The organism is Parabacteroides sp. merdae-related_45_40 (assembly GCF_001915675.1).
The window spans coordinates 1-22960 of the sequence record NZ_MNQY01000111.1 but is presented as its reverse complement, the minus strand read 5'-3'; the positions used below and the strand labels follow the sequence as shown (position 1 = coordinate 22960).

Below are 22960 nucleotides of genomic sequence, written 5' to 3'. Positions count from 1 at the left end.
TGATTATTCCATCGATTACGGGGTCGCAAACAATATGGGGGCGGGGACGGATACCAGTTATACCGAGGCTATTATTTATGAAAATACGATCTCGGAGGTCAATCGTTGGAACTTCTATAATACGTTGACCGATACCTCTATTGTTGCAAAGGACGAACTATTGCTTTCTTCCCTTCAGGCTCGTTCCGCTTATATCAGAGGCAATTTGTTCCTGTTCACGGAAATGAGCAATCATCCGACAAACCAAGTGGATAGTTTCTCTTTATCCTATGATCCGGATAATTTGTTAGGAGACGATAATATTTATAGCCTTTACCTTCGTACGATTAAGATAAAGGCGGACACGACAAGAGGCGAGTCGATGATTATTCCTTGTGCGTTCGATATCGAAGAGCTGGTGAAAGAGGCGGAAAAGAATAATTCGGATGAATTGAAGTTCCGGATTAATTATGCATATTCATTCGGGAAGGATTCTGCATCGATAAACTGGAAAAGTTCCGATGTGTTTACAATAGACCTGTCCGGAAAAGACAAATAAAGGATAAATAGCAAACGAACGTATTGAAAAAATGTATAAAGAGATATTTAAATTGGTTGTAGCCATCATCTCCCAGCCAGGAAAAGCGTGGGATATTCTGACGAAAAAAGAAGAAAAGGACGATGAGTTTTTATCCCGGTTTGTCTATCCCCTGATTGGATTCGTTACGGTAGCGGCTTTTTTGGGTGTGCTGTTCACCCGGAAAGAGTTTGATGTCGAACTGGCACTGAAATCGTCTATCCGGACACTGGTTGCTGCGTTCGGCGGCTTTTACTTGGCTTCCTATTTGTTGAACGAACTTTGGCAGGGATTGTTTAAACGGGAGAAGGACATGAAGCTGTGTCAACGTTTTGTAGGCTATTCGTCTTCGTTGATGTTTGCTTTGAACATCGTGTTGATGTTGCTCCCGGAGTTTTTCTTTTTGCGTATATTTGTATTATATACGTTTTATATCGTGTGGGAAGGAGCCGGCCCTTATATGCAGGTTGAGGAGAAGATACGTCTGAAGTTTGTCGGGATCGCGACCGGGTTGATTCTGTTGACGCCTTGGCTGATCGAGGTCATCCTTTCCATGTTGATGCCCGGTTTACGTTTTTGATAAAAGAAGTAAGATGAAAGAGAAGATTAGTAATAACATACAGATAAAGAACAAACGGGCGACTTTCGATTATGAGTTGCTCGACACGTTTACGGCAGGGATTGTGCTGACCGGTACGGAGATCAAATCGATACGCTTGGGAAAGGCAAGTTTGGTTGATACGTTCTGTATTGTGGAGAAGGGCGAATTGTGGGTGAAAAATATGTATGTGGCAGAATATTTCTACGGGACATACAATAACCATACGACTCGCCGTGACCGTAAGTTGCTGCTGACTAAAAAGGAATTGCGGAAGATTGAAAGTGCTGCCCGCAATAATGGCTTTACAATTATTCCGACACGTCTTTTCATTAATGAAAAGGGACTGGCTAAAGTTGTTGTTGCTATCGCCAAAGGTAAGAAGGAATATGATAAACGCGATTCTATCAAAGAGCGGGACGACCGCCGGGAGATGGATCGTGCATTTAAACGGAATTGAAAGAATTTATAATTTATGATTTATGCGTCACAAATAAATCATAAATCGCAAATCATAAATCATAACATGGATAAAGAGATATTTTTGAATGTCCTGAAAGAACGTATTTTGATTCTGGACGGAGGAATGGGTACGATGGTCCAGGGATTTAAACTGACCGAGAAAGATTATCGCGGAAAACAGTTTGCTGATTGGACGAGCGACCTGAAAGGAAATAACGACCTGTTATGTATCACCCGGCCGGATGTGATCAAATCGATCCACCGTCAGTATCTGGATGCCGGTGCCGATATTTTTGCTACCAACACTTTCAATGCAAATGCTATCTCGATGGAGGATTACGGCATGCAAGGGCAGGTGAGAAATATCAATTTGGCTGCCGGAAAATTGGCGCGTGAGGTGGCCGATGGCTTTATGAAGGAGCATCCGGATCGCACGATCTTTGTAGCTGGTTCTGTCGGCCCAACTAATAAGACTGCTTCGATGAGCCCTGACGTGAGCGATCCGGCTTACCGTGCTGTCACCTACTTGGATTTGTATAGTGCCTATAAAGAACAGGTAGACGCTTTGGTAGACGGGGGCGTGGATATCGTTTTGTTTGAGACGACTTTCGACACGCTGAATGTGAAAGCCGGACTGGAAGCTGCCGAGGCTGTGTTGAAGGAAAAAGGCAAGGATTTACCGATTATGCTTTCTCTGACGTTATCTGCCCAGGGAGGACGTACGTTTTCGGGGCAGACATTGCTTGCGTTTTTGGCTTCCGTGCAACATACCAATATTGTTAGTGTCGGTCTGAACTGCTCTTTCGGTGCTGCCGATATGAAGCCTTTTCTGGCTGAATTGGCAAAACATGCTCCCTATTATATAAGTGCTTATCCGAACGCCGGTCTGCCGAACAGTTTCGGTTCCTATGATGAGACGCCGGAAAAGATGGCTGTTCATGTAAAATCTTTTATTGACGAAGGGCTGGTGAATATATTGGGAGGCTGTTGTGGTACGACGCCGGCCCATATTGCCAAATATCCCGAACTGGTGAAAGGGGCCAAGCCGCATGTACCGGCTCCGAGGCCCGATTGTCTTTGGTTGTCCGGTCTGGAGTTGCTGGAAGTAAAGCCGGAAAATAATTTCGTGAATGTCGGCGAACGATGTAATGTGGCTGGTTCACGTAAGTTCTTGCGCTTGATCAAGGAAGAAAATTATGAAGAGGCTTTGACAATTGCCCGCAAACAGGTGGAAGACGGCGCGCAGGTGATCGATATCAATATGGATGACGGAATGTTGGATGCCGTGAAGGAGATGACGACTTTCTTGAACTTGATCGCATCCGAACCTGATATTTCCCGTGTTCCCGTGATGATCGACTCTTCCAAATGGGAGGTGATCGAAAAAGGCTTGATGTGCGTGCAGGGTAAAAGCATCGTGAATTCGATTTCTTTAAAAGAAGGCGAAGAGGTATTCCTGCAACATGCCGCCCGCATCAAACAGTTGGGTGCAGCTACGGTCGTAATGGCTTTTGATGAAAAGGGGCAGGCAGACACGTTTGAACGGAAGATCGAGGTTTGCGGACGTGCTTACCGTCTCCTCCGGGAGAAAGTCGATTTCGATCCGAACGGAATTATTTTCGATCCGAATGTGCTGGCTATCGCTACCGGTATGGAAGAACATAACGGGTACGGACTTGACTTTATCCGTGCCGTGGAATGGATCAAGAAGAACCTGCCGGGGGCGAAGGTGAGCGGCGGTGTCAGCAATCTTTCCTTCTCTTTCCGTGGAAATAATTATGTGCGGGAGGCCATGCATTCCGTATTCCTGTATCATGCGATTAACAAAGGCATGGACATGGGGATCGTGAACCCGTCGTCGTCCGTACTCTATGAAGATATAGAACCTGCTTTCCGTATGTTGCTGGAAGACGTCATTTTGGCACGCCGTCCGGAAGCAGCTGAAGAACTGATTGCATATGCCCAGAACCTGCATGTAAAAGCGCAGGAGGGAGAAGGTGAAAAGCAGGATGTCTGGCGTGAATATCCGTTGAAGGAACGTTTGGAAAACGCTCTGATAAAAGGAGTCGGCGATCATTTGGAAGAAGATTTAAAGGAAGCCTTGAAGGAATATCCGCGTGCGGTGGATATTATCGACGGACCGCTGATGGGTGGGATGAATAAGGTAGGCGAATTGTTTGGTGCTGGAAAAATGTTCCTACCGCAGGTTGTCAAGACTGCCCGTACGATGAAAAAGGCAGTCGCCATCTTGCAACCGGCGATCGAGGCAGAAAAGGTCTCTTCTGATTCTGCTAAAGCAGGAAAGGTTCTGTTTGCGACAGTGAAAGGTGACGTGCATGACATTGGAAAGAATATTGTTTCTGTTTGCGACAGTGAAAGGTGACGTGCATGACATTGGAAAGAATATTCTGTTTGCGACAGTGAAAGGTGACGTGCATGACATTGGAAAGAATATTGTTTCGATCGTCCTGGCTTGCAATAATTATGAGGTGATCGATTTGGGAGTTATGGTCCCGGCAGACGTGATTGTAAAAAAGGCAATCGAAGAGAAGCCCGATCTGGTCTGCCTTTCCGGTCTGATCACGCCTTCGCTCGAAGAGATGGTACATGTGACGGACGAGATGCAGAAAGCTGGCTTGAGTATTCCCATAATGGTGGGTGGCGCCACGACTTCGAAGTTGCATACGGCCATTAAGATCGCTCCGCATTATGACTATCCGGTCATTCATGTGCTGGACGCCTCGCAAAACCCGTTGATTGCGGCCAAACTGTTGAACCCGGATACGCGCGATGCTTATATCGCCCAGCTGAACAGTGAGTATGAAGCTCTGCGTGCCTCTGTGAATAAGAAAAAAGAGATACTGGTCCCGTTGGCGGAAGCCCGGACGAATCGTCCGGTGATCGATTGGGCTTCTTATAACCCGGTTGTCCCGGCTCGGAACGGGGTACAGGTGATTCCTTCTATTCCTTTGGAAGAAATAATTCCATATATTCATTGGACCTTCTTTTTTAGTGCCTGGAAACTGAATGGGCGTTTCTCGGAAATTGCGCAGATCCACGGCTGTGACGCTTGTCGTGCCGCCTGGCTGGCCGAATTCTCGGAAGCGGACCGGACGAAGGCGTCGGAGGCTATGCAGTTATACAAGGATGCAGTTAAGTTGTTGGATCGCTTGGTTGAGATGAAAGCCGAGTATTGCAAGGCGGTTTATGGTTTCTTCCCGGCAAATGGTGATGGGGATAATATCCGTGTGGGTGAAGTCTTGCTTCCAGTTTTGCGTCAGCAGGCGAAAAAAGAGGAAGGAATCTATAAGTCGTTAGCCGATTATGTGATGCCAGTATCGGAAGGGCGTACGGATTATGTCGGCGCTTTCGTGGTGACGGCCGGTACCGGCGCCGAATCTCTGAAAGAACGGTTCGAGCAGGAGGGAGATACCTATAATTCCATGTTGTTGCAAACCTTGACCGATCGTTTGGCCGAGGCTACGGCCGAATATCTCCATGAAAAGGTCCGTAAGGAATATTGGGGATATGCTCCGGATGAATCGCTTTCCATCTCCGACCTGTATAAAGTGAAATATCAGGGAATACGTCCGGCTATCGGTTATCCTTCATTGCCGGACCAGCTTTTGAACTACACGTTGGATAAGTTGTTAAATATGTCACAGATCGGTGTCCGGTTGACGGAAAACGGCGCTATGTATCCGACGGCGACGGTGAGCGGCATTTATATTGCACATCCGGATTCCCAATATTTCATGATTGGTAATATTGATGAAGAACAGATGAAAGATTATGCCTGTCGCCGGAATCTGTCGGAAGCGGAAGTGAAGAAGTTATTGAATAAAAACATTTCAAATTGAAATATATACGCTGGATAGTCTTGTCTCTCCTTCTGGCCGGTATCTGGTGCGCCATGCGTTCGCCGGATATGGGAGAGGCGTATGCCCGGAATGTATATCCTTATATATCGGGTGCTTTGTCCTGTTTTTCTTCTCTATTTTCTTTTTCGATAGGTGATTGCCTGATATACGGTAGTATGGCCGGTTTGCTTGCTTATCTGGTTTATGCCATTGTGAAGAAACGTTCCTGGCGGGTGACAGCCGGACGGATGATCGAATATTTGTTGTGGATATATGTCTGGTTTTATCTGGCTTGGGGATTGAATTATTTCAGGAAAGACTTTTTTACACGGACGGAAATCCCGTATGCGGCTTATTCAGCCGACGCTTTTCGTTCGTTCTTATCCACTTATACAGATTCGTTGAATGCGTCCTTTGTGCCTGTCGAAAAAATAGATAAGGCCCTCGTCGCAGAGGAAGTGAAAAAGGGATATCATGAAATTGCCGGGCGTTTCTCTTTAGTCAGTCCTGCCGGGTATTTGCATCCGAAGCCGATGTTAATGCCCTTTTTGATGAGTGGAGTGGGGGTATTGGGGTATATGGGACCGTTTTTTACCGAATATAATCTGAACCCTGATCTGCTCCCGGTCCAGTATCCGTTTACTTATGCACATGAAATGGCGCATGTGTTAGGAATATCCAGCGAGGCGGAAGCGAATTTGTATGGTTTTCTCGTCTGTTCCCGTTCCGGAGTGCCGGAAATCCGGTTTTCGGCTTATTTTGCTTTGTTGCCTTATGTGTTGAGCAATGCCTACGGCTTATTGTCGGAAGAGGAGTTTAATGAATGGAAAGAGACGATCTCCCCCGAGGTAAAAGATCTTTACAACCGGAAAGTCGCTTACTGGGAGAATTTGTACAGCCCGTTTATAGGCGAGATCCAGAGTACCGTTTACAACTGGTTCTTGAAAGGAAACAACATTCCCTCCGGCCGGAAGAATTATTCGGAAGTGGTGGCATTATTGATGGCGCTGGGAAATACGTCCGGAGAGATTTGAGTCCTTGCTGTTTCCATATTGCCTAATTCGAATTAAATCACTACCTTTGCGGCAATTTTTGAGAAGATAGATAAATATAACGCATATGAGTAAGAAATTTGCCGAATACTCGAAACTTGACTTGTCGAACGTCAATAAAGAGGTGCTGAAGAAATGGCAGGATGGCGACATCTTCCATAAGAGTCTTGAAATCCGCGAAGGACATCCCTCGTTTGTCTTTTATGAAGGTCCTCCTTCTGCAAACGGTATGCCCGGTATTCACCATGTGATTGCCCGTTCGATTAAGGATATTTTCTGCCGTTATAAGACCATGAAAGGATATCTTGTCAACCGTAAGGCGGGATGGGATACACACGGACTTCCAGTAGAGCTGGGAGTTGAAAAAACATTGGGTATCACCAAGGAAGATATCGGCAAAAAGATCTCTGTGGCCGAATATAATGCCGCCTGCCGCCGTGACGTGATGAAGTTTACGAAGGAATGGACGGATCTGACACAGAAGATGGGATATTGGGTCGACCTTGAAAACCCGTATATCACTTACGACAATCGTTATATCGAAACATTGTGGTACTTGCTGAAGGAACTGTATAAGAAAGGTTTGCTTTACAAAGGGTACACGATCCAGCCGTATTCGCCGGCCGCCGGAACGGGGCTTAGCTCGCACGAGTTGAACCAGCCGGGGTGTTATCGCGACGTGAAGGATACGACTTGTACGGCTCAGTTCCGCATTCTCGATCCGAAACCGGAGATGGCGGGATTTGGCGAACCGTTCTTCTTGGCATGGACCACTACTCCGTGGACTTTGCCTTCCAACACGGCTCTTTGTGTGGGTCCAAATTTCACTTATGTGGCTGTTCAGACCTATAATCCATATACAGGTATGCCGATGACGGCTGTTTTGGCTAAGGACTTGTTGAATGTGTATTTCAATCCGAAAGCCGCCGATCTGGCTCTGACCGATTATAAACCGGGCGATAAACTGGTGCCGTTCAAAGTGGTCGGCGAATGGAAAGGACCGGAACTGGCCGGCATGCATTACGAGCAGCTGATCCCGTGGGTCAATCCGGGAGAAGGTGCTTTCCGGGTAATCACCGGCGACTATGTGACGGTGGAAGATGGTACGGGTATCGTACATATCGCTCCGACTTTCGGTGCGGATGACGACCGTGTGGCAAAAGCAAGCGGCGTACCTCCTTTGATGATGATCGACAAAGATGGGAACCGCCGTCCGATGGTCGATATGACAGGTAAATTCTATCTGCTGGAAGACCTCGATCCCGAGTATGTTCAGGAGCATATGAATGCGGCCGACTACGACCCGTGGCAGGGCAAGTTCGTGAAGAACGCTTATGATGCGACCAAAGGCGAAAAAGACGAAACGCTGGATGTTGAAATCTGCATGATGCTGAAAGCACAGAACCGTGTGTTCCGCATCGAGAAGCATGTGCACAACTATCCGCATTGTTGGCGTACGGACAAGCCTGTGTTGTACTATCCGCTGGATAGCTGGTTTATCCGCACAACCGCTTGTCGCGAACGGATGATCGAACTGAACAATACGATCAACTGGAAACCGCAGAGCACCGGAACGGGACGTTTCGGCAAATGGTTGGAAAACTTGCAGGACTGGAACTTGAGCCGTAGCCGCTACTGGGGAACGCCGTTGCCTATCTGGCGTACCGAAGACGGGGCGGAAGAAATCTGCATCGGTTCGGTTGAAGAACTGTACAATGAAATTGAGAAATCCGTAAAAGCCGGGCTGATGGAGTCCAACCCGTATAAGGAATTGAAATTCCAGCCGGGCGAATATACGAAGGAGAACTACGAAAAGATCGACCTTCACCGTCCGTATGTGGATGATGTGATTCTGGTTTCCGAAAGCGGTAAGCCGATGAAGCGCGAGACCGACCTGATCGACGTATGGTTCGATTCCGGCGCGATGCCTTATGCTCAGATTCATTATCCGTTCGAGAACAAGGAAATCTTCGACGACCGCAAGGTTTATCCGGCCGATTTCATCGCCGAAGGCGTCGACCAGACACGCGGATGGTTCTTTACTTTGCATGCGATTGCTACGATGGTATTCGATAGCGTGTCGTATAAAGCCGTCGTTTCGAACGGCTTGGTGTTGGACAAGAATGGCAACAAAATGTCCAAACGTCTAGGTAATGCCGTCGATCCGTTCGCCACGATTGAGCAGTACGGTTCCGATCCTTTGCGCTGGTACATGATTACGAATGCCTCTCCGTGGGATAACATCAAGTTTGATATCGACGGTATCGAAGAAGTTCGCCGCAAGTTCTTCGGTACATTATATAATACATATTCGTTCTTCGCCTTGTATGCGAATGTGGACGGTTTCGATTATTCCGAACCGGATGTGGATTGGAAAGAACGTCCCGAAATCGACCGTTGGATTCTGTCGTTGCTGAATTCGTTGGTAAAGGATGTGGATGGATTCCTGGATACATACGAACCGACCCGTGCCGGACGTGCGATCTCTGATTTCGTAAACGATAACCTGAGTAACTGGTATGTGCGCCTGAACCGCCGCCGTTTCTGGGGTGGAGGTATGACGACCGACAAGTTGTCCGCTTACCAGACTTTGTACACCTGTCTGGAAACGGTCGCCAAGTTGATGGCTCCGATCGCGCCGTTCTATGCAGACCGGTTGTTCTGTGACCTGATCGCCGCTACCGGACGCGAAAAGGTTGAATCTGTCCACCTGTCCGAATTCCCGGTTTGCAATGAGGCAATGATCGACAAGGACCTGGAAGAACGTATGCAGATGGCTCAGGATGTGTCTTCTATGGTGCTGGCTTTGCGCCGTAAGGTGAACATCAAGGTGCGTCAGCCGCTTCAAACCATCATGGTCCCGGTTGTGGATGCTCACCAGCAGGAAAGCATCGAAGCCGTGAAAGCGCTGATCTTGAACGAGGTCAATGTGAAGGAACTGAAGTTTGTCGATAATGCCGCCGGTATTTTGGTGAAGAAGATCAAGCCGGACTTCAAGAAGCTGGGCCCGCGTTACGGCAAGATCATGAAGGCATTGGCCGCCGCTATCCAGGCGATGAGCCAGGACGAAATCAATGCGTTCGAGAAAGTCGGAACATTCACGCTGACCGTTGAAGGACAGGAGGCGATGATCGAACGTGCAGACGTCGAAATCATCTCCGAAGACATACCGGGCTGGTTGGTTGCGAACGAAGGCCGCTTGACGGTGGCGCTGGATATCACCGTGACGGAAAACCTCCGCAAGGAAGGGCTGGCGCGTGAGTTGGTAAACCGTATCCAGAACCTGCGTAAGAGCAGCGGTTACGACATTACTGACAAAATATCCGTCACTGTCCTTTCGAACGATGGGATGGACGAGGCGATCAAGGACTTCAATTCCTATATCGCAAACCAGGTGTTGGCTGTATCAGTGGAAATTACGGATGTGATCAGCGACGCGACCGAGATGGATTTCGAAGACTTCAAGCTTTCGGTCCGGATCGAAAAAGCATAAATATTCAATGAATAATGAATAATTAATAATGAACAATGGAAGAATTGCTTATATTTGTGGGCAAGAGAAAAGGAAATCTTTCTCATTGTTGAATTATTCATTATTCATTCTTGATTGTTAATTATTAATTTAAATGAACCATGGCAGAAAAGACAAGATATTCGGATGCCGAACTCGAGGAGTTCCGCGCCATAATATTGGAAAAGCTGGAAAAGGCGAAAAAAGATTATGACCTGTTGAGATCCGGTGTCACCAATTCTGACGGCAATGATGTCGCCGATACATCTCCTACGTTTAAAGTATTGGAGGAAGGTGCTGCGACTTTATCGAAGGAAGAGGCCGGTCGTTTGGCACAACGCCAGATGAAGTTTATCCAGAACTTGCAGGCGGCATTGATCCGGATTGAGAATAAGACATACGGTATTTGCCGCGAGACCGGTAAATTGATCCCGAAAGAAAGATTACGTGCAGTACCTCACGCTACGTTGAGTATCGAAGCTAAACAGGGAGGTGCCAAGTAAATGAGATATTCCAAAGGTTGGGGAGCAGCGTTGATTGTGATGCTGCTCCTTATTCTTGACCAGGCTCTTAAAATATGGATTAAAACTCACATGCAGCTGCATGAGAGTATCGAAATTACTCCGTGGTTTTATTTGTACTTCACCGAGAATCCGGGAATGGCTTTCGGGATAGAAGTGATCGGTAAGTTGTTTTTATCGGTATTCCGTATTATAGCTGTCGGCTTTATCGGTTATTACCTGTATAAGCTGGTGAAACAGAATTATGCCTTTGGCTTTATCGCCTGTATCTCGTTGATCTTTGCAGGGGCTATTGGGAACATCATCGACTCTATATTCTATGGGGTGGTGTTCGATCATAGTTTTGGACAGGTAGCCTCATTTATGCCGGAGGGTGGAGGCTATGCCAGTTGGTTGCACGGGAAAGTGGTCGATATGTTCTATTTTCCTTTGATACAGACGGTGTTGCCCGAATGGATTCCGGTGTGGGGAGGAGAGGAGTTCATCTTTTTCCGTCCGATCTTTAACTTGGCCGATTCGGCGATTTGCGTAGGCGTCTTTTTGTTGTTGCTGTTCTACCGTCATACATTGTCGACAAGTCTCTCAAAAGAAAAATAAAAGAATTGATGCGGAACAGGCTGCATAGATATAGATATAATGTCGTTTTGTTGCTGGCAACCTGGTTGGTTGCCTGTAGCAAAGTACCGGATGACATTCTTTCGGAAAAGAAAATGCAAGCTGTACAGGTGGATATGCAATTGGCAGAAGCTATGATTAACCTGGACAGCAAGGCGTTTTCCGATAATGCCCGTAAGGAGGCTCTATATCAGTCCATCTTCCGCAAATACGATATCACACAAGCCGAGTACGACAGTTCGCTCATTTGGTATGGACGGCATCTGGATATTTATATGAAGGTGTATGACCGTGTGCTGGCCGATTTGAATAAACGGCAGAAAGCGTTAGGCGACGTACAGGCTTTGGCTGCACCTGTTTCCAAACAGGATTCGGTGGATATCTGGCCTCGTCGCACCTCTTTAAGGTTGGAGCCCGATGCTCTGTTTAACGGTGTGACGTTCGACATCAAACCGGAAACGAACTATTCGTCCGGCAGCACGTTTGTGTTGGGGATGAATGTCTGGGGTATCAATAAAGGGATGGTCTATAAACCGGAAATACGCATAAGTGCTGATCAGGGCGATACGATCGTGACTGTCAATGACAAGGTGCTTCGTGATGGTTATCATGAAACCGTTTTGAAGACAGTTCCGACTAAACAGGTCAAACGTGTGTACGGTTATATCTTTATGAACAATGCCGATTCTTCCTACTACAAAGTTTATTTGGACAGCCTGAACCTTATGAAATATAATTACGGTCGTCTGACCGATATGGCAAAAGATTCGTCTGCCGTAAAAATATCCACAGCGGAATAAAAAGTGTTATGCGCCGGATCGCTTCCCATTATATCTATTGGAGACAGTTCTACCGGCTGCACTATGTCGAGTTGAATGATAACGGCGTATTGGCCGGAATTTTCCCTTTGGAAGGGGAAATTGCGGGTACGGAGTTCTATGACGGCATCTTGATCCTTGTACCTATTCCCGCGCTTGACGCAGGGGTGCAGGAGAACAAGCGGTGTCATCAGGATTCTTATTCTGACACATCTTTTGTAATTCCGAGTCAAGCGCGGGAACAGGGCACTTTTGACATGCTGCCGGGAGAACAGTTGGCAGATGCCTTGGAACGTCAAGGTTTTACAGGTATTGCTGAAGCGGGTTCGCCTGTTTGTGTGCTGTTATTGGGCGGCATTCCCCTGGCAACGGCGAAATTCGGCGCAGATGACAGCCGTAGCGATGGCTACATTCAAAGACTCTGATGTTTCTCTTTCGGGTGGAAAGCTTGGAATATAAAGTTTTTGATTAATCAACTTTTCTATTTGCGGACGTATTCCGTTCCCTTCGTTCCCCATCACGATGATTCCGTTTGCCGACAATTCCTTTGTGTACATGTTTTCTCCGTCGAGGAATGTACCGAACAACGGAATTTGTCTTGCCGCCTGGGCTTTCAGGTAGTCTTCCAGTTCCGTGTAATGGACTTTTACATGTGCCAGTGCGCCCATTGTGGCCTGCACAGTCTTCGGACTGAAGACATCTGCGGTGTCGGGGCTGCAAACGATATGTTCGATGCCGAACCAGTCGGCAAGGCGTATGATGGTTCCGAGATTTCCAGGGTCCTGTATGCCGTCTAAAGCTAAAACGAGCGAGGTAGAAGGATCGGCTTCGTCGAGCGACCAGTCCGGGCGCTTGAACACGGCAAGTACATCCTGCGGGTTTTTCAAGAAACTGGCTTTACGGATGTCATCCCCTTCCGCTTCCAATAGTTCTTTCGCCGGAATGTTTCCCTGCATCGCCATCCAGGATGGTTTGGCGAGAATCAGTTCGCATTCGAAAGCAAACATCATGTCGGCAACCAGTTTGTTTCCTTCGGCAACGAATGCATTCAGTTCGTTCCGATATTTCTTCATTTCCAATGAATGGATGTACTTTACTTTCCCCTTGCTTAGCATCTTTACTCTTTTTATGCGGCAAAGGTAATTGGTTTTTACGATTTATGATTTATGATTTGTGATTTATGTGTCGTTGATAAATCATAAATCATAAATCATAAACCACATTTTATTTTTACATTTGCGTGCGTAAAAACTTGAATGATGAAGGGAATCCAAACACTATATTTCATTTGTTTCCTATTGTTGTTAATCTCCTGTAGCTCGACAAAATATGTAGGCGAAGGAGAATACCTGTTGGACAAAGTGGAGATTGTGTCGGATGGCAAGACTTATAAAAACAGCGATTTGAAGCCTTATTTGCGCCAGCAACCCAACTTTAAAGCATTCGGGCTGATGAAATGGCAGTTGTTTGTGTACGATTGGTCGGGCCGGAACGAGAAGAAATGGATCAATAAACAGCTTCGCCGGATGGGAGAGGCTCCCGTCATTCTGGATACGACGCTGGTAACGCAGTCGGTTGACGAGTTGAAACGTTTCTTTATCAATAAAGGATATATGAATGCCGAAGTCTCGGCTTCTATTGATACTTCACGAGTCAAAAAGGCTGTCGTGACCTATAGGATCGTCCCTAACACTCCTTACCGGATTCATAATTATTCGATGGATTTGAGCGATCCTAAGATCGATAGCATTGCTAAGCTCAAACCGCCTCACCGTTCCGTGCTGGCTTCGGCTTTTCGTACTTATTCCGACGATTATACTTCTCTGATAAAAGACAGTGCCTTGTTTGACCGCGATGTGCTGGACAAGGAGAGGCAACGCATTACGACTTTGCTTCGTCGGCGTGGTTATTATGCTTTCAACCGGGATTACCTGTCTTATATTGCCGATAGCTCTTTGAATCGGAATATCGTAGATTTGGATATGCTTCTGAAACCGTACCGTTTGCAGAAGCCTGACGGGACGGTGGTCGACACGTTACATCGTCAGTATTACATTAAAGACGTTTCGATTGTGACCGATTATGACCCGTTGACGTTAGAGGAAAACAACGCTATGCCTTACGATACGGTTCGAACTGACGGTATTGATATCCTATACGGCAAGAACGGCAGAAGTATCCGTCCGGGAGTCTTGCGCAAGAGCAATTATATCATGCCGGGACGCTTGTATAACGAGCGGACGGTGGAGCAGACCTATTCTTCGTTTGCCACGCTGCGTGCTTTGCGTAATGTAAATATCCGTTTTTCGGAGGTCGAAGAGAACGACACGATGAAGCTTAATTGTACGATCTTGACTTCTCCCGCAAAACTGCAAGGTTTTGGGGTCGATCTGGAAGGGACGAATTCGGCAGGGGATTTTGGATTTGCTTCCAGTTTGAGTTATCAGCACCGAAACTTGTTCAAGGGCTCGGAGGTTTTTTCTGCTAAAGTACGCGGTGCATACGAGGCGTTGACCGGCAGCCAGTCGGAAGGAAACAACTTTTGGGAATTCGGTGCGGAAGCATCTGTTTTGTTTCCCCGTTTCCTGTTCCCCTTCTTGCATGAAAATTTCCGTCGTAAGATTCGTGCAACGACCGAACTGAAGGTGAACTACAGCATACAAACACGTCCGGAATTCAAAAGAGCCATCGTCTCTGCAGGATGGAATTATATCTGGCAGGAGCGGAGCAATATGCAGGCGCGCCATGTGTTCAAGTTGTTGGACATTGACTATGTGCACTTGCCGAAGATAAGTCAGTCGTTTAAAGATTCGTTGCCTGAATCTACTTTGCTTTACAATTTTACCGACCAGTTTATTGTCGGTTCCGGTTATACCTATTCTTTTAATAATTATGATCCTCAGAATCGTTTGAGGAATACACATTCCGTTCGCTTCTCCTTCGAGATGGCAGGCAACTTGCTGTATGGGCTTTCCCGTCTGACTGGTGCGGATAAGGATGACGAAGGGCGCTATAAATTGTTTGGGATTAATTATGCCCAGTTTGTGAAAGGGGATATAGATTTCAGTAAAAGTATCGTGTTGGACAATCGTAACAAGTTGGCTTTCCACATTGGTATCGGAGTCGGTTATCCGTATGGTAACTCGAAGATGCTACCGTTCGAACGCAGCTATTTCTCTGGAGGTGCAAATAGTGTCCGCGGTTGGTCCGTACGTTCGCTCGGTCCCGGTAGCATGCCGCTCGATTCGGTCAAGTCCTTTGCCCAGCAGATCGGTGATATCCGTCTGGATCTGAATTTGGAATACCGAACGAAACTATTTTGGAAATTCGAGATGGCGGCCTTTATTGATGCCGGTAATATCTGGACTTTCCATAAGGATGAGAGCCGTCCGAACGGTAACTTCGATTTTTCCCGTTTCTACAAAGAGATTGCCGTCTCTTATGGATTAGGTCTCCGCCTCGATTTCGATTTCTTCCTGATCCGTTTCGATACCGGTATGAAAGCCTATAACCCGCAGGAAAGTGGCAGAAGGAAATGGGCTATCCTGCATCCGAACTTTGGCAGTAACTTCGCGTGGCATTTTGCGGTGGGATATCCGTTCTGATTTTATTTCCTTCTTTATGTAGTTCGACTACATATGAATTTAGGAGGAAAAATAACAAAAATATTTGCTTGTTAAAATAATATTACTACCTTTGCACCGCAAATAAGGATGGTTCCGTAGCTCAGCTGGATAGAGCAACGCCCTTCTAAGGCGTGGGTCGAGCGTTCGAATCGCTCCGGAATCACATGATTTGAAAAAAATACCTGGTAGATTAAACATTTACCGGGTATTTTTTTGTATACTCAGTTGTGTTTTGTATGGATTACTTTTTACCGGACATATGTCTCGCACAGGCAATGGCAGTGAAAACTGTTTCGTAGAGATTTTAGTTATTGAACAATCGGTCAGGTCGATACCTAGTCAAATAAGGTGATAGAAAATAGCCGTTTGCGGGTTGAAACGGAATGATTATCCCTGTTAAGATGTTTTTCTTGATCAAATCTGCTATAATTATATATCTATTGCTTATATTTACAACCTTTTTGATAGATAAGCTTGTCGATAAATATATTGACTTGTAACGTCTGAACAATATCTATTTATTTATTCCAAATACAAAAATGTATTTTTTGCACTGAAGAAGAAATGAGAAAATGGCGTATTGAAGACTCAGAAGAACTCTACAACATCACAGGTTGGGGAACTTCGTACTTTGGTATCAATGACAAAGGTCATGTAGTGGTAACTCCTCGTAAAGACGGCGCCGGTGTAGATCTGAGAGAGCTGGTCGACGAACTGCAATTACGGGATGTGGAGGCTCCTGTACTGATCCGTTTCCCAGATATTCTGGATAACCGTATTGAAAAGATCGCGAACTGTTTCAAGCAGGCTTCTGATGAATATGGTTATAAGGCGCAGAATTTCATTATCTATCCGATTAAAGTAAATCAGATGCGTCCGGTAGTGGAAGAGATTATCGGTCATGGCAAGAAGTTCAACTTAGGGTTGGAAGCCGGTTCAAAGCCGGAACTCCATGCGGTGATTGCGGTCAATACAGATTCGGATTCTTTGATTATCTGCAACGGTTACAAGGATGAGAGTTATATCGAACTAGCTTTGCTGGCACAGAAAATGGGTAAACGCATTTTTCTGGTTGTCGAAAAGATCAACGAACTGACTTTGATCGCCAAGATGGCCAAGCAGTTGAATGTCCGTCCGAATATCGGCATCCGTATTAAACTGGCATCTTCCGGCAGTGGTAAATGGGAAGAGAGCGGTGGCGATGCCAGCAAGTTCGGCTTGACGTCCAGCGAATTGCTGGAAGCACTTGATTTTCTGGAAAAGAAAGATTTGACAGATTGTCTGAAGCTGATTCATTTCCACATCGGCAGTCAGGTGACCAAGATACGCCGTATTAAAACGGCTTTGCGCGAAGCATCACAATTTTATGTACAACTGCATGCGATGGGCTTCAATATCGAGTTTGTGGATATTGGTGGCGGACTGGGAGTCGATTATGACGGTACTCGTTCTTCCAATAGCGAGAGCAGTGTCAATTATTCCATTCAGGAATATGTAAACGACTCTATTTCTACAATGGTCGATGCCAGTGACAAGAACGGTATCCCGCATCCGAACATCATAACGGAAAGCGGGCGTTCGTTGACTGCCCATCATTCCGTTTTGATATTTGAAGTGCTGGAAACAGCTACGCTTCCCGAAATGGATGAAGACTTCGAGGTGAGCGAATCTGATCACGAGCTTGTGCATGAACTGTATGAGATTTGGGATAAGCTGAACCAAAGCCGTATGCTGGAAGCCTGGCACGATGCGCAGCAGATACGTGAGGAAGCGTTGGATTTGTTCAGTCATGGTATTGTCGATTTGAAGACCCGTGCCCAAATCGAACGCTTGTATTGGTCTGTGACGCGCGAAATCAGCCAAATTGCTTCCGGGTTGAAACATGCACCGGATGAGTTTAGAAAACTGGACAAACTATTGGCTGATAAGTATTTCTGTAATTTCTCGCTTTTCCAGTCCTTGCCTGACTCTTGGGCGATCGATCAGATTTTCCCGATCATGCCTATCCAGCGGTTGGATGAACGTCCGGACCGGACGGCGACTTTGCAGGACATAACCTGCGACTCGGATGGCAAGATTGCCAACTTTATTTCGACACGCAATGTTTCCCATGATCTGCCGGTACATTCGCTGAAAGGAAAAGATGCTTATTATATCGGTGTCTTTCTGGTTGGGGCCTATCAGGAAATTCTGGGAGATATGCACAATCTTTTCGGTGATACGAATGCAGTGCATGTAACGGTAGATGAAAAAGGTTACAACATCGAGCAAGTTATCGACGGGGAAACGGTTGCCGAAGTGCTTGATTATGTTCAGTATAATCCTAAAAAGTTGGTGAGGACACTGGAAACTTGGGTGACTAAGTCTGTAAAGGAAGGTAAGATTTCGGTTGAAGAAGGTAAAGAGTTCCTTTCCAACTATCGTTCCGGCTTGTATGGGTATACTTATTTAGAGTAATCCCAGTCGCTGAATTCAAAACTTAGTTGTTCCCAGCGGGCTTTCTCTTCGTTCTTCTCGTAAGGATTGGAGACCGAAAGCCCGATCAGGCGAATCGGGTGAGTCGTATATTCGATGTCTTTCAACAGTCCTTTGGCTAAAGGTAGTATTTCGGCTAAAGTCGTCAGTTCGTGGCTTTGGGTGATGCTTCTTGTCTTTTGGTTGAAATCATGGAATTTAATTTTTAAAGTAAGGGTATTTCCTTTGAAACCGGTTCGTTGCAGCCGTTCGATTAGTTCGGTCGCAACATGATATAATTCGATGATAACGGACGATTGCTGCGAAATGTCTTTTTCAAGCGTATGTTCACAGCCTACGGATTTGCGGATTCGGACGGCTTCGACAGGGCGTAAGTCTATCCCTCTTGAAAATTCATAATATAAAATTCCTGCTTTTCCGAATTGTCGGGTGAGCATTTCTTGTGAACAAGCTCTCAACTGTTCTCCGTTATGGATGCCTAATGAGTGCATCCGCTGGGCGGTGACCGGACCGATCCCCCAGAAGGATTCGATCGGCAGACGTTTGATGAATTCTTCCGCCTGGGACGGATGGATGGTGCACAGTCCGTCCGGCTTGCGGTAGTCAGAGGCGATTTTAGCCAAAAACTTATTATACGATACCCCAGCCGAGGCAATCAGATGCAGCTCCTCCCGGATTTTTTGCTTGATTGCTTTGGCTATGTCGACGGCAAGCGGGATGTTTTGTTTATTCTCGGTAACATCCAGAAACGCCTCGTCCAGTGAAAGTGGCTCGATAATGTCCGTATATTCGTGGAAGATTTCGTGTATCTGGCGGGACACCGCTTTATAGACATCCATCCGTCCGGAAACAAATGTGAGCTGAGGGCATAGGCGTTTAGCCCTTTGTGACGACATGGCGGAGCGTACGCCGAACTTCCGGGCTTCGTAGCTTGCTGCCGCTACGACACCCCGTTCCTCCGCGTGGCCGACTGCAAGCGGAATTCCGCGAAGTTCCGGATTATCCCGCTGTTCCACAGAAGCGTAGAATGCGTCCATGTCGATATGTATGATCTTCCGTTCCATTAAAATCCGTTCATCGGAACCAATACTGTCGGTATGAGTAACAGGAATCCGACTATTACCAGAAGCAATATGAATTTCCATGCCCAGCGAAACCATTTATCGTAGGGGATACGGCTGACACCCAGAACGGCGATCAACACTCCCGATGTCGGGGTGATCATATTGGTGAATCCGTCTCCGAACTGGAAGGCCATCACAGTCGCTTGCTTTGACAATCCAATCAAGTCGGAGAAAGGAGCCATGATCGGCATGGTCAGGGCTGCTTTGGCACTTCCGGAAGGAATGATCAGGTTGATCAAGGTCTGGATCACGTACATCATGCCGACGGTCGCCACTTGTCCGAGCCCTTCCATCCCTTTCGCCAAGTTGTAGAGAATGGTGTCGATGACAAGCCCTTCTTTCAGTATCACGATAATACCGCCTGCAAGGCCGACTACCAAAGCTGCGCTCATAATGTCCTTGCATCCGTCCAGAAACAGTTTGACCAGTTCGTTGGGAGTCCGGTTGTTGGCGATGCCGGCTGCCAGTCCGAGGGCGAAGAACAGGGTGGCTATCTCCATGATATACCAGCCATATCCCATCACTCCCGTTATCAGATAAAAAATCGTGAAGAAGAGGAGGTTCAGGATATAAAGATGGACTGTCTTGCGTAGGGCGAACAGGGAAGTCAAGATAAAAGCAGCTGTTAGAATGGGGAGGAGAGGCAGTCCTTTGATAACGCTGTTCCCGATTTGTAAAGTTGTTGCAGGATAATAAGCGGCGAAAATGATTTGTATGACTACCAATATACCGAAACAGATCCAAGCGGTACGTGGCGTATGATAGCTTACATCCAGCGAGTTGTTATTGTGTAGGTCCCGCCAATACTGATCTTCTTCGTAGACTAACGAAGCTTTCGGGTTTTTCTTTACTTTAGCAGCATAACGCAGTATCCAGGAGAAACCGATCATATTGATGACAATCCAGCAAAATATCCGGTATTCGATTCCGGAAAAGAGTGGAATACCGGCCAGTCCTTGCGCAATGCCAATTGTAAACGGGTTCAGTATCGCACCGGCAAATCCTAATCCGGCGGCGACAAAGACCATGCAAACGCCTGTAATGGAGTCATACCCCATCGAGATAGCCATCGGGACAAGCACCAGGCAAAATGCGATGGTCTCTTCACTCATCCCGAAGACGGCCCCGAATATGCTGAATAGTAGCATGATGGATGTCAGTAAGAAATTCTCCACTCCGATCTTGCGCAGGAAACGGTTGTTCTCCATTTTACGGGCGCGGCCGAGGAAACTGACGGTTCCGATATCGAAAGCCTTACTGTCGTTGACGATCCAGAACGCCCCTCCGATGATCAAGATGAAGACGATGATATCTGCCTTGTCGACAAATCCTTTGTAAAAAGCCGAGAACACCTGCCAAGTTTGCGGAACATGTTCTACCGCTTCGTAGACAACCGTTTTTTCTCCGGCGGCATTGATACTCTCTTTGTATTGTCCGCCCGGAATGATCCAGGTGAGGGCGGCACAGAAAAGAATGATATAAAATATGATGGCGTATGTATGTGGAATCTGTCTCTTTTTCATAATCCGTTTTCGTTTTCTTCATCCGTTAATGGACCTATTTCGGGAAGGATGGTACGTGCCTCCCTGTCGCTGAGGGTGTCTACATCTTTCAGTTTGCGCTGGATCACGCGTGTGCGTGTCCCTAACACCTCTTCGATCTGTCCGCTGGCCGTCTGCAAGTTCTTCTGTGCTTTTTCCAGCATGCCGCCTACCTTCTCGAATTCTTTCTTTACCGCCCCCAAGATGGTCCATACCTCGCCGGAGTGTTTCTGGATAGCGAGCGTGCGGAATCCCATTTGCAGGCTGTTCAGGATGGCGGCAAGCGTTGTCGGACCGGTGACGACCACTTTATAGTTGCGCTGTAGTTCTTCCAGCAGGGAAGAACGGCGTACGACCTCCGCATAGATTCCTTCGAAAGGCAGGAACATGATGCCGAAGTCGGTGGTGGCGGGGGGAGCCAGATACTTGTCGGAAATATCCTTTGCCATCTTTTTAATAGTTGTTTCCAATAGCTTTCCGGCTGCTTCTATAGCCTGTGTGTCGGCATGATCGTATGCATCGAGCAGCTGTTCGTAGACGTCTTTGGGAAATTTTGCATCTATCGGCAGATAGACGAATTCGCGGACATCGTCACGCCCCGGAAGTTTGACGGCAAACTCCACGACGGCATCCGATCCTTTGCGGGTGTGCACATTCGCCTCGTATTGCTCCGGCGCCAGGATTTGTTCGAGAAGCATGCTTAATTGGATTTCCCCGATGTTGCCGCGTGTCTTCACATTGCTGAGGACACGTTTTAAACCACCTACGTCTTGTGCCAGCGTTTGCATTTCTCCAAGTCCTTTCTGTACGCTTTCCAGTTGTTCCGTCACAAGCCGGAATGATTGGCCGATCCGGTCATTCAGTGTCTTTTGCAATTTCTCGTCTACGGTCAGGCGGATTTCTTCCAACCGCTTTTCCGTGTTGGCGACAAGCAGGCGTTGCTGTTCGTCCAGATTGGCAAACTTTTCCCGTTGCAGGGCATTGAAGGAAGTGATCCCCCGGTCGAAAGCATCCCGGAATTCGTTCATGGAGCGCGTCAGTTCTTCCCGGTTATCCCTGGCGACGATGCGGCCTTCTTCCCGGTTCAGACGAAAATCTTCCCGAAAGTTTTTTTCGATACGTTCAAATGAACGTTGCATTTCGTCGAGCAGCCGTTTCAATTCGCCTGCGATGTCCGAATGGTCTTTCCGGGGGCGGAAAAAGACCTGTAAAGCAATGATTACAACAAGTAAGCAAATAATCAACCCATCCATTTCTTTCTATTTTGGGTCAAAGATAGAAAAAGAGTTATCGAGAGCAGTAATTAAAAAGAGTTAAAAGGAAAAACATTATTCAGATTCCTTTGTTTAAGTTATACAAAGCAGCTTATATTTGTAAGCCGCTTTTGATAAAGAACATAAAATACAACAAAAGATGGCAAAGATAACATTTAAAGGTAATGAAGTCAATACGAACGGTTCATTGCCCGCAGTTGGAGCAGAGGCTCCTGATTTTAAGGGTGTAAAGAGCGATTTATCCGAATTGCATCTGAAAGATTTAAAAGGAAAGAAAGTCGTGATTAACGTGTTCCCAAGTTTGGACACTGCCGTGTGTGCCGCATCGGTAAGACGTTTTAATAAAGAAGCCTCTTCTCTTCCTAATACTGTGGTGCTTGCCGTATCAAAAGACTTGCCTTTTGCGCAAGGACGTTTCTGTACCACGGAAGGTATCGATAAAGTGATCCCACTTTCTGCATTCCGTTGTTCTTGTTTTGAAAACGGGTACGGGATGTTGATGGTCGATGGTCCGCTGAAGGGTTTGTTAGCCCGTGGCGTGATAGTTGTCGACGAAGCCGGTAAAGTTGTTTATGAGGAACTGGTTTCCGAAATAACAAACGAACCGAATTACGAAGCCGCAATCGCTTCATTAAAAAACTAATAAAGTAGATTATTGTTTTTCATTGGTTAAAGTTAAGGGTTAGTGTAGAAGGCCGCCGGATGTGAATCCCGTGGCCTTCGTTTTGTTATATGAATGAAAGAAGTTATGAATAATTATTGTTTATGCCATTATATTTTATACCTTTAGCGCTGACTTGCTAATGCTATCCTGTACACCTCAGTCAATTATCCTGTACACCCTGGTAAACCATCCTGTACACCTTGACCGATTATCCTGTACAGGCTGTTGTTACTGAGTGGTTACTAATAAGATAGAGGATGGTA

General features: G+C 46.6%; 16 protein-coding genes, 1 tRNA gene and 1 pseudogene. 14 read left to right on the top strand and 4 right to left on the bottom strand.

From position 1 onward, the window contains the following. The 10 genes and pseudogenes from BHV83_RS12950 to BHV83_RS12905 all read left to right on the top strand — a co-directional run. The coding region (locus BHV83_RS12950) for a hypothetical protein (RefSeq protein WP_286757594.1) at positions 1–538 on the top strand (538 nt) is incomplete at its 5' end. A gap of 31 nt (positions 539–569) precedes the next feature. Continuing rightward, positions 570–1136, top strand: coding sequence for a YIP1 family protein (locus tag BHV83_RS12945; RefSeq protein ID WP_005648482.1), 567 nt, complete (start codon positions 570–572; stop codon positions 1134–1136). Between the two features lie 13 nt (positions 1137–1149). Beyond that, positions 1150–1614 (top strand): SsrA-binding protein, encoded by a 465-nt coding sequence (gene smpB, locus BHV83_RS12940; RefSeq protein ID WP_005648480.1) that lies wholly within the window; start codon positions 1150–1152, stop codon positions 1612–1614. Positions 1615–1680: 66 nt separating this feature from the next. Then, positions 1681–5476 (top strand): annotated as a pseudogene (gene metH / locus BHV83_RS12935) (methionine synthase). A 53-nt stretch (positions 5477–5529) separates the two neighbouring features. Further along, complete coding sequence (locus BHV83_RS12930; protein WP_438269836.1) at positions 5530–6510, top strand: DUF3810 domain-containing protein; 981 nt, start codon at positions 5530–5532, stop codon at positions 6508–6510. Between the two features lie 85 nt (positions 6511–6595). Continuing rightward, the gene (ileS, locus tag BHV83_RS12925) at positions 6596–10021 is read left to right on the top strand and encodes an isoleucine--tRNA ligase (protein ID WP_195292558.1); all 3426 of its coding nucleotides are present in this window, start codon (positions 6596–6598) and stop codon (positions 10019–10021) included. A 140-nt stretch (positions 10022–10161) separates the two neighbouring features. After that, a complete protein-coding gene (locus BHV83_RS12920) occupies positions 10162–10542 on the top strand; it encodes a TraR/DksA family transcriptional regulator (protein WP_005641525.1) in 381 nt (126 codons plus the stop codon). Next, positions 10543–11157, top strand: coding sequence for a lipoprotein signal peptidase (locus BHV83_RS12915; protein ID WP_005641523.1), 615 nt, complete (start codon positions 10543–10545; stop codon positions 11155–11157). It abuts the gene before it with no gap. An 8-nt stretch (positions 11158–11165) separates the two neighbouring features. Next, positions 11166–11975: a DUF4296 domain-containing protein gene (locus tag BHV83_RS12910; RefSeq protein WP_005641521.1), complete on the top strand. Its 810-nt coding sequence runs from the start codon at positions 11166–11168 to the stop codon at positions 11973–11975. 8 nt (positions 11976–11983) lie between these two features. After that, positions 11984–12418, top strand: a complete 435-nt coding sequence (locus BHV83_RS12905; protein ID WP_005651096.1) for a hypothetical protein — start codon at positions 11984–11986, stop codon at positions 12416–12418. Here the strand turns inward: BHV83_RS12905 and BHV83_RS12900 are convergent. Beyond that, entirely contained in the window at positions 12338–13108 is a 771-nt protein-coding gene (locus BHV83_RS12900) for an RNA methyltransferase (RefSeq protein ID WP_005641520.1), read from the bottom strand. The two genes, BHV83_RS12905 and BHV83_RS12900, sit on opposite strands and share 81 nt — an antisense overlap. Positions 13109–13249: 141 nt before the next feature. Between BHV83_RS12900 and tamL the strand changes: the two genes are divergently transcribed. From tamL to speA, 3 genes are all read left to right on the top strand, one after another. Continuing rightward, positions 13250–15598, top strand: a complete 2349-nt coding sequence (gene tamL, locus BHV83_RS12895; protein WP_005641519.1) for a translocation and assembly module lipoprotein TamL — start codon at positions 13250–13252, stop codon at positions 15596–15598. Positions 15599–15708: 110 nt separating this feature from the next. After that, positions 15709–15782 (top strand) — tRNA-Arg (locus tag BHV83_RS12890). A gap of 401 nt (positions 15783–16183) precedes the next feature. Next, on the top strand, positions 16184–18076 hold the full coding sequence (gene speA / locus BHV83_RS12885) for a biosynthetic arginine decarboxylase (protein ID WP_005641518.1): 1893 nt from the start codon (positions 16184–16186) through the stop codon (positions 18074–18076). On the opposite strand, the gene dinB is transcribed toward speA, so the two are convergent. From dinB to BHV83_RS12870, 3 genes are read right to left on the bottom strand one after another with little or no spacing between them, the layout of a single operon-like run. After that, the gene (gene dinB, locus BHV83_RS12880) at positions 18064–19158 is read right to left on the bottom strand and encodes a DNA polymerase IV (protein WP_005648458.1); all 1095 of its coding nucleotides are present in this window, start codon (positions 19156–19158) and stop codon (positions 18064–18066) included. The two genes, speA and dinB, sit on opposite strands and share 13 nt — an antisense overlap. Beyond that, complete coding sequence (locus BHV83_RS12875; RefSeq protein WP_286757592.1) at positions 19158–20741, bottom strand: YfcC family protein; 1584 nt, start codon at positions 20739–20741, stop codon at positions 19158–19160. Before BHV83_RS12875 ends, dinB begins: the two co-directional genes overlap by 1 nt. Beyond that, entirely contained in the window at positions 20738–22012 is a 1275-nt protein-coding gene (locus tag BHV83_RS12870) for a DNA recombination protein RmuC (protein WP_286757591.1), read from the bottom strand. The genes BHV83_RS12875 and BHV83_RS12870 overlap by 4 nt, the downstream gene beginning before the upstream one ends. 160 nt (positions 22013–22172) lie before the next feature. Between BHV83_RS12870 and tpx the strand changes: the two genes are divergently transcribed. Next, complete coding sequence (tpx, locus tag BHV83_RS12865) at positions 22173–22676, top strand: thiol peroxidase (RefSeq protein WP_286757590.1); 504 nt, start codon at positions 22173–22175, stop codon at positions 22674–22676. Positions 22677–22960 lie beyond the last annotated feature (284 nt).

Bases quoted from the DNA above. Each gene is read 5' to 3' on its own strand.
- tamL (WP_005641519.1), top strand. From the start codon at position 13,250: ATGATGAAGGGAATCCAAACACTATATTTCATTTGTTTCCTATTGTTG.
- BHV83_RS12945 (WP_005648482.1), top strand. From the start codon at position 570: ATGTATAAAGAGATATTTAAATTGGTTGTAGCCATCATCTCCCAGCCA.
- BHV83_RS12920 (WP_005641525.1), top strand. From the start codon at position 10,162: ATGGCAGAAAAGACAAGATATTCGGATGCCGAACTCGAGGAGTTCCGC.
- tpx (WP_286757590.1), top strand. From the start codon at position 22,173: ATGGCAAAGATAACATTTAAAGGTAATGAAGTCAATACGAACGGTTCA.
- BHV83_RS12875 (WP_286757592.1), bottom strand. From the start codon at position 20,741: ATGAAAAAGAGACAGATTCCACATACATACGCCATCATATTTTATATC.
- speA (WP_005641518.1), top strand. From the start codon at position 16,184: ATGAGAAAATGGCGTATTGAAGACTCAGAAGAACTCTACAACATCACA.
- BHV83_RS12905 (WP_005651096.1), top strand. From the start codon at position 11,984: ATGCGCCGGATCGCTTCCCATTATATCTATTGGAGACAGTTCTACCGG.
- BHV83_RS12870 (WP_286757591.1), bottom strand. From the start codon at position 22,012: ATGGATGGGTTGATTATTTGCTTACTTGTTGTAATCATTGCTTTACAG.
- BHV83_RS12910 (WP_005641521.1), top strand. From the start codon at position 11,166: ATGCGGAACAGGCTGCATAGATATAGATATAATGTCGTTTTGTTGCTG.
- BHV83_RS12915 (WP_005641523.1), top strand. From the start codon at position 10,543: ATGAGATATTCCAAAGGTTGGGGAGCAGCGTTGATTGTGATGCTGCTC.
- BHV83_RS12900 (WP_005641520.1), bottom strand. From the start codon at position 13,108: ATGCTAAGCAAGGGGAAAGTAAAGTACATCCATTCATTGGAAATGAAG.
- BHV83_RS12930 (WP_438269836.1), top strand. From the start codon at position 5,530: ATGCGTTCGCCGGATATGGGAGAGGCGTATGCCCGGAATGTATATCCT.
- smpB (WP_005648480.1), top strand. From the start codon at position 1,150: ATGAAAGAGAAGATTAGTAATAACATACAGATAAAGAACAAACGGGCG.
- dinB (WP_005648458.1), bottom strand. From the start codon at position 19,158: ATGGAACGGAAGATCATACATATCGACATGGACGCATTCTACGCTTCT.
- ileS (WP_195292558.1), top strand. From the start codon at position 6,596: ATGAGTAAGAAATTTGCCGAATACTCGAAACTTGACTTGTCGAACGTC.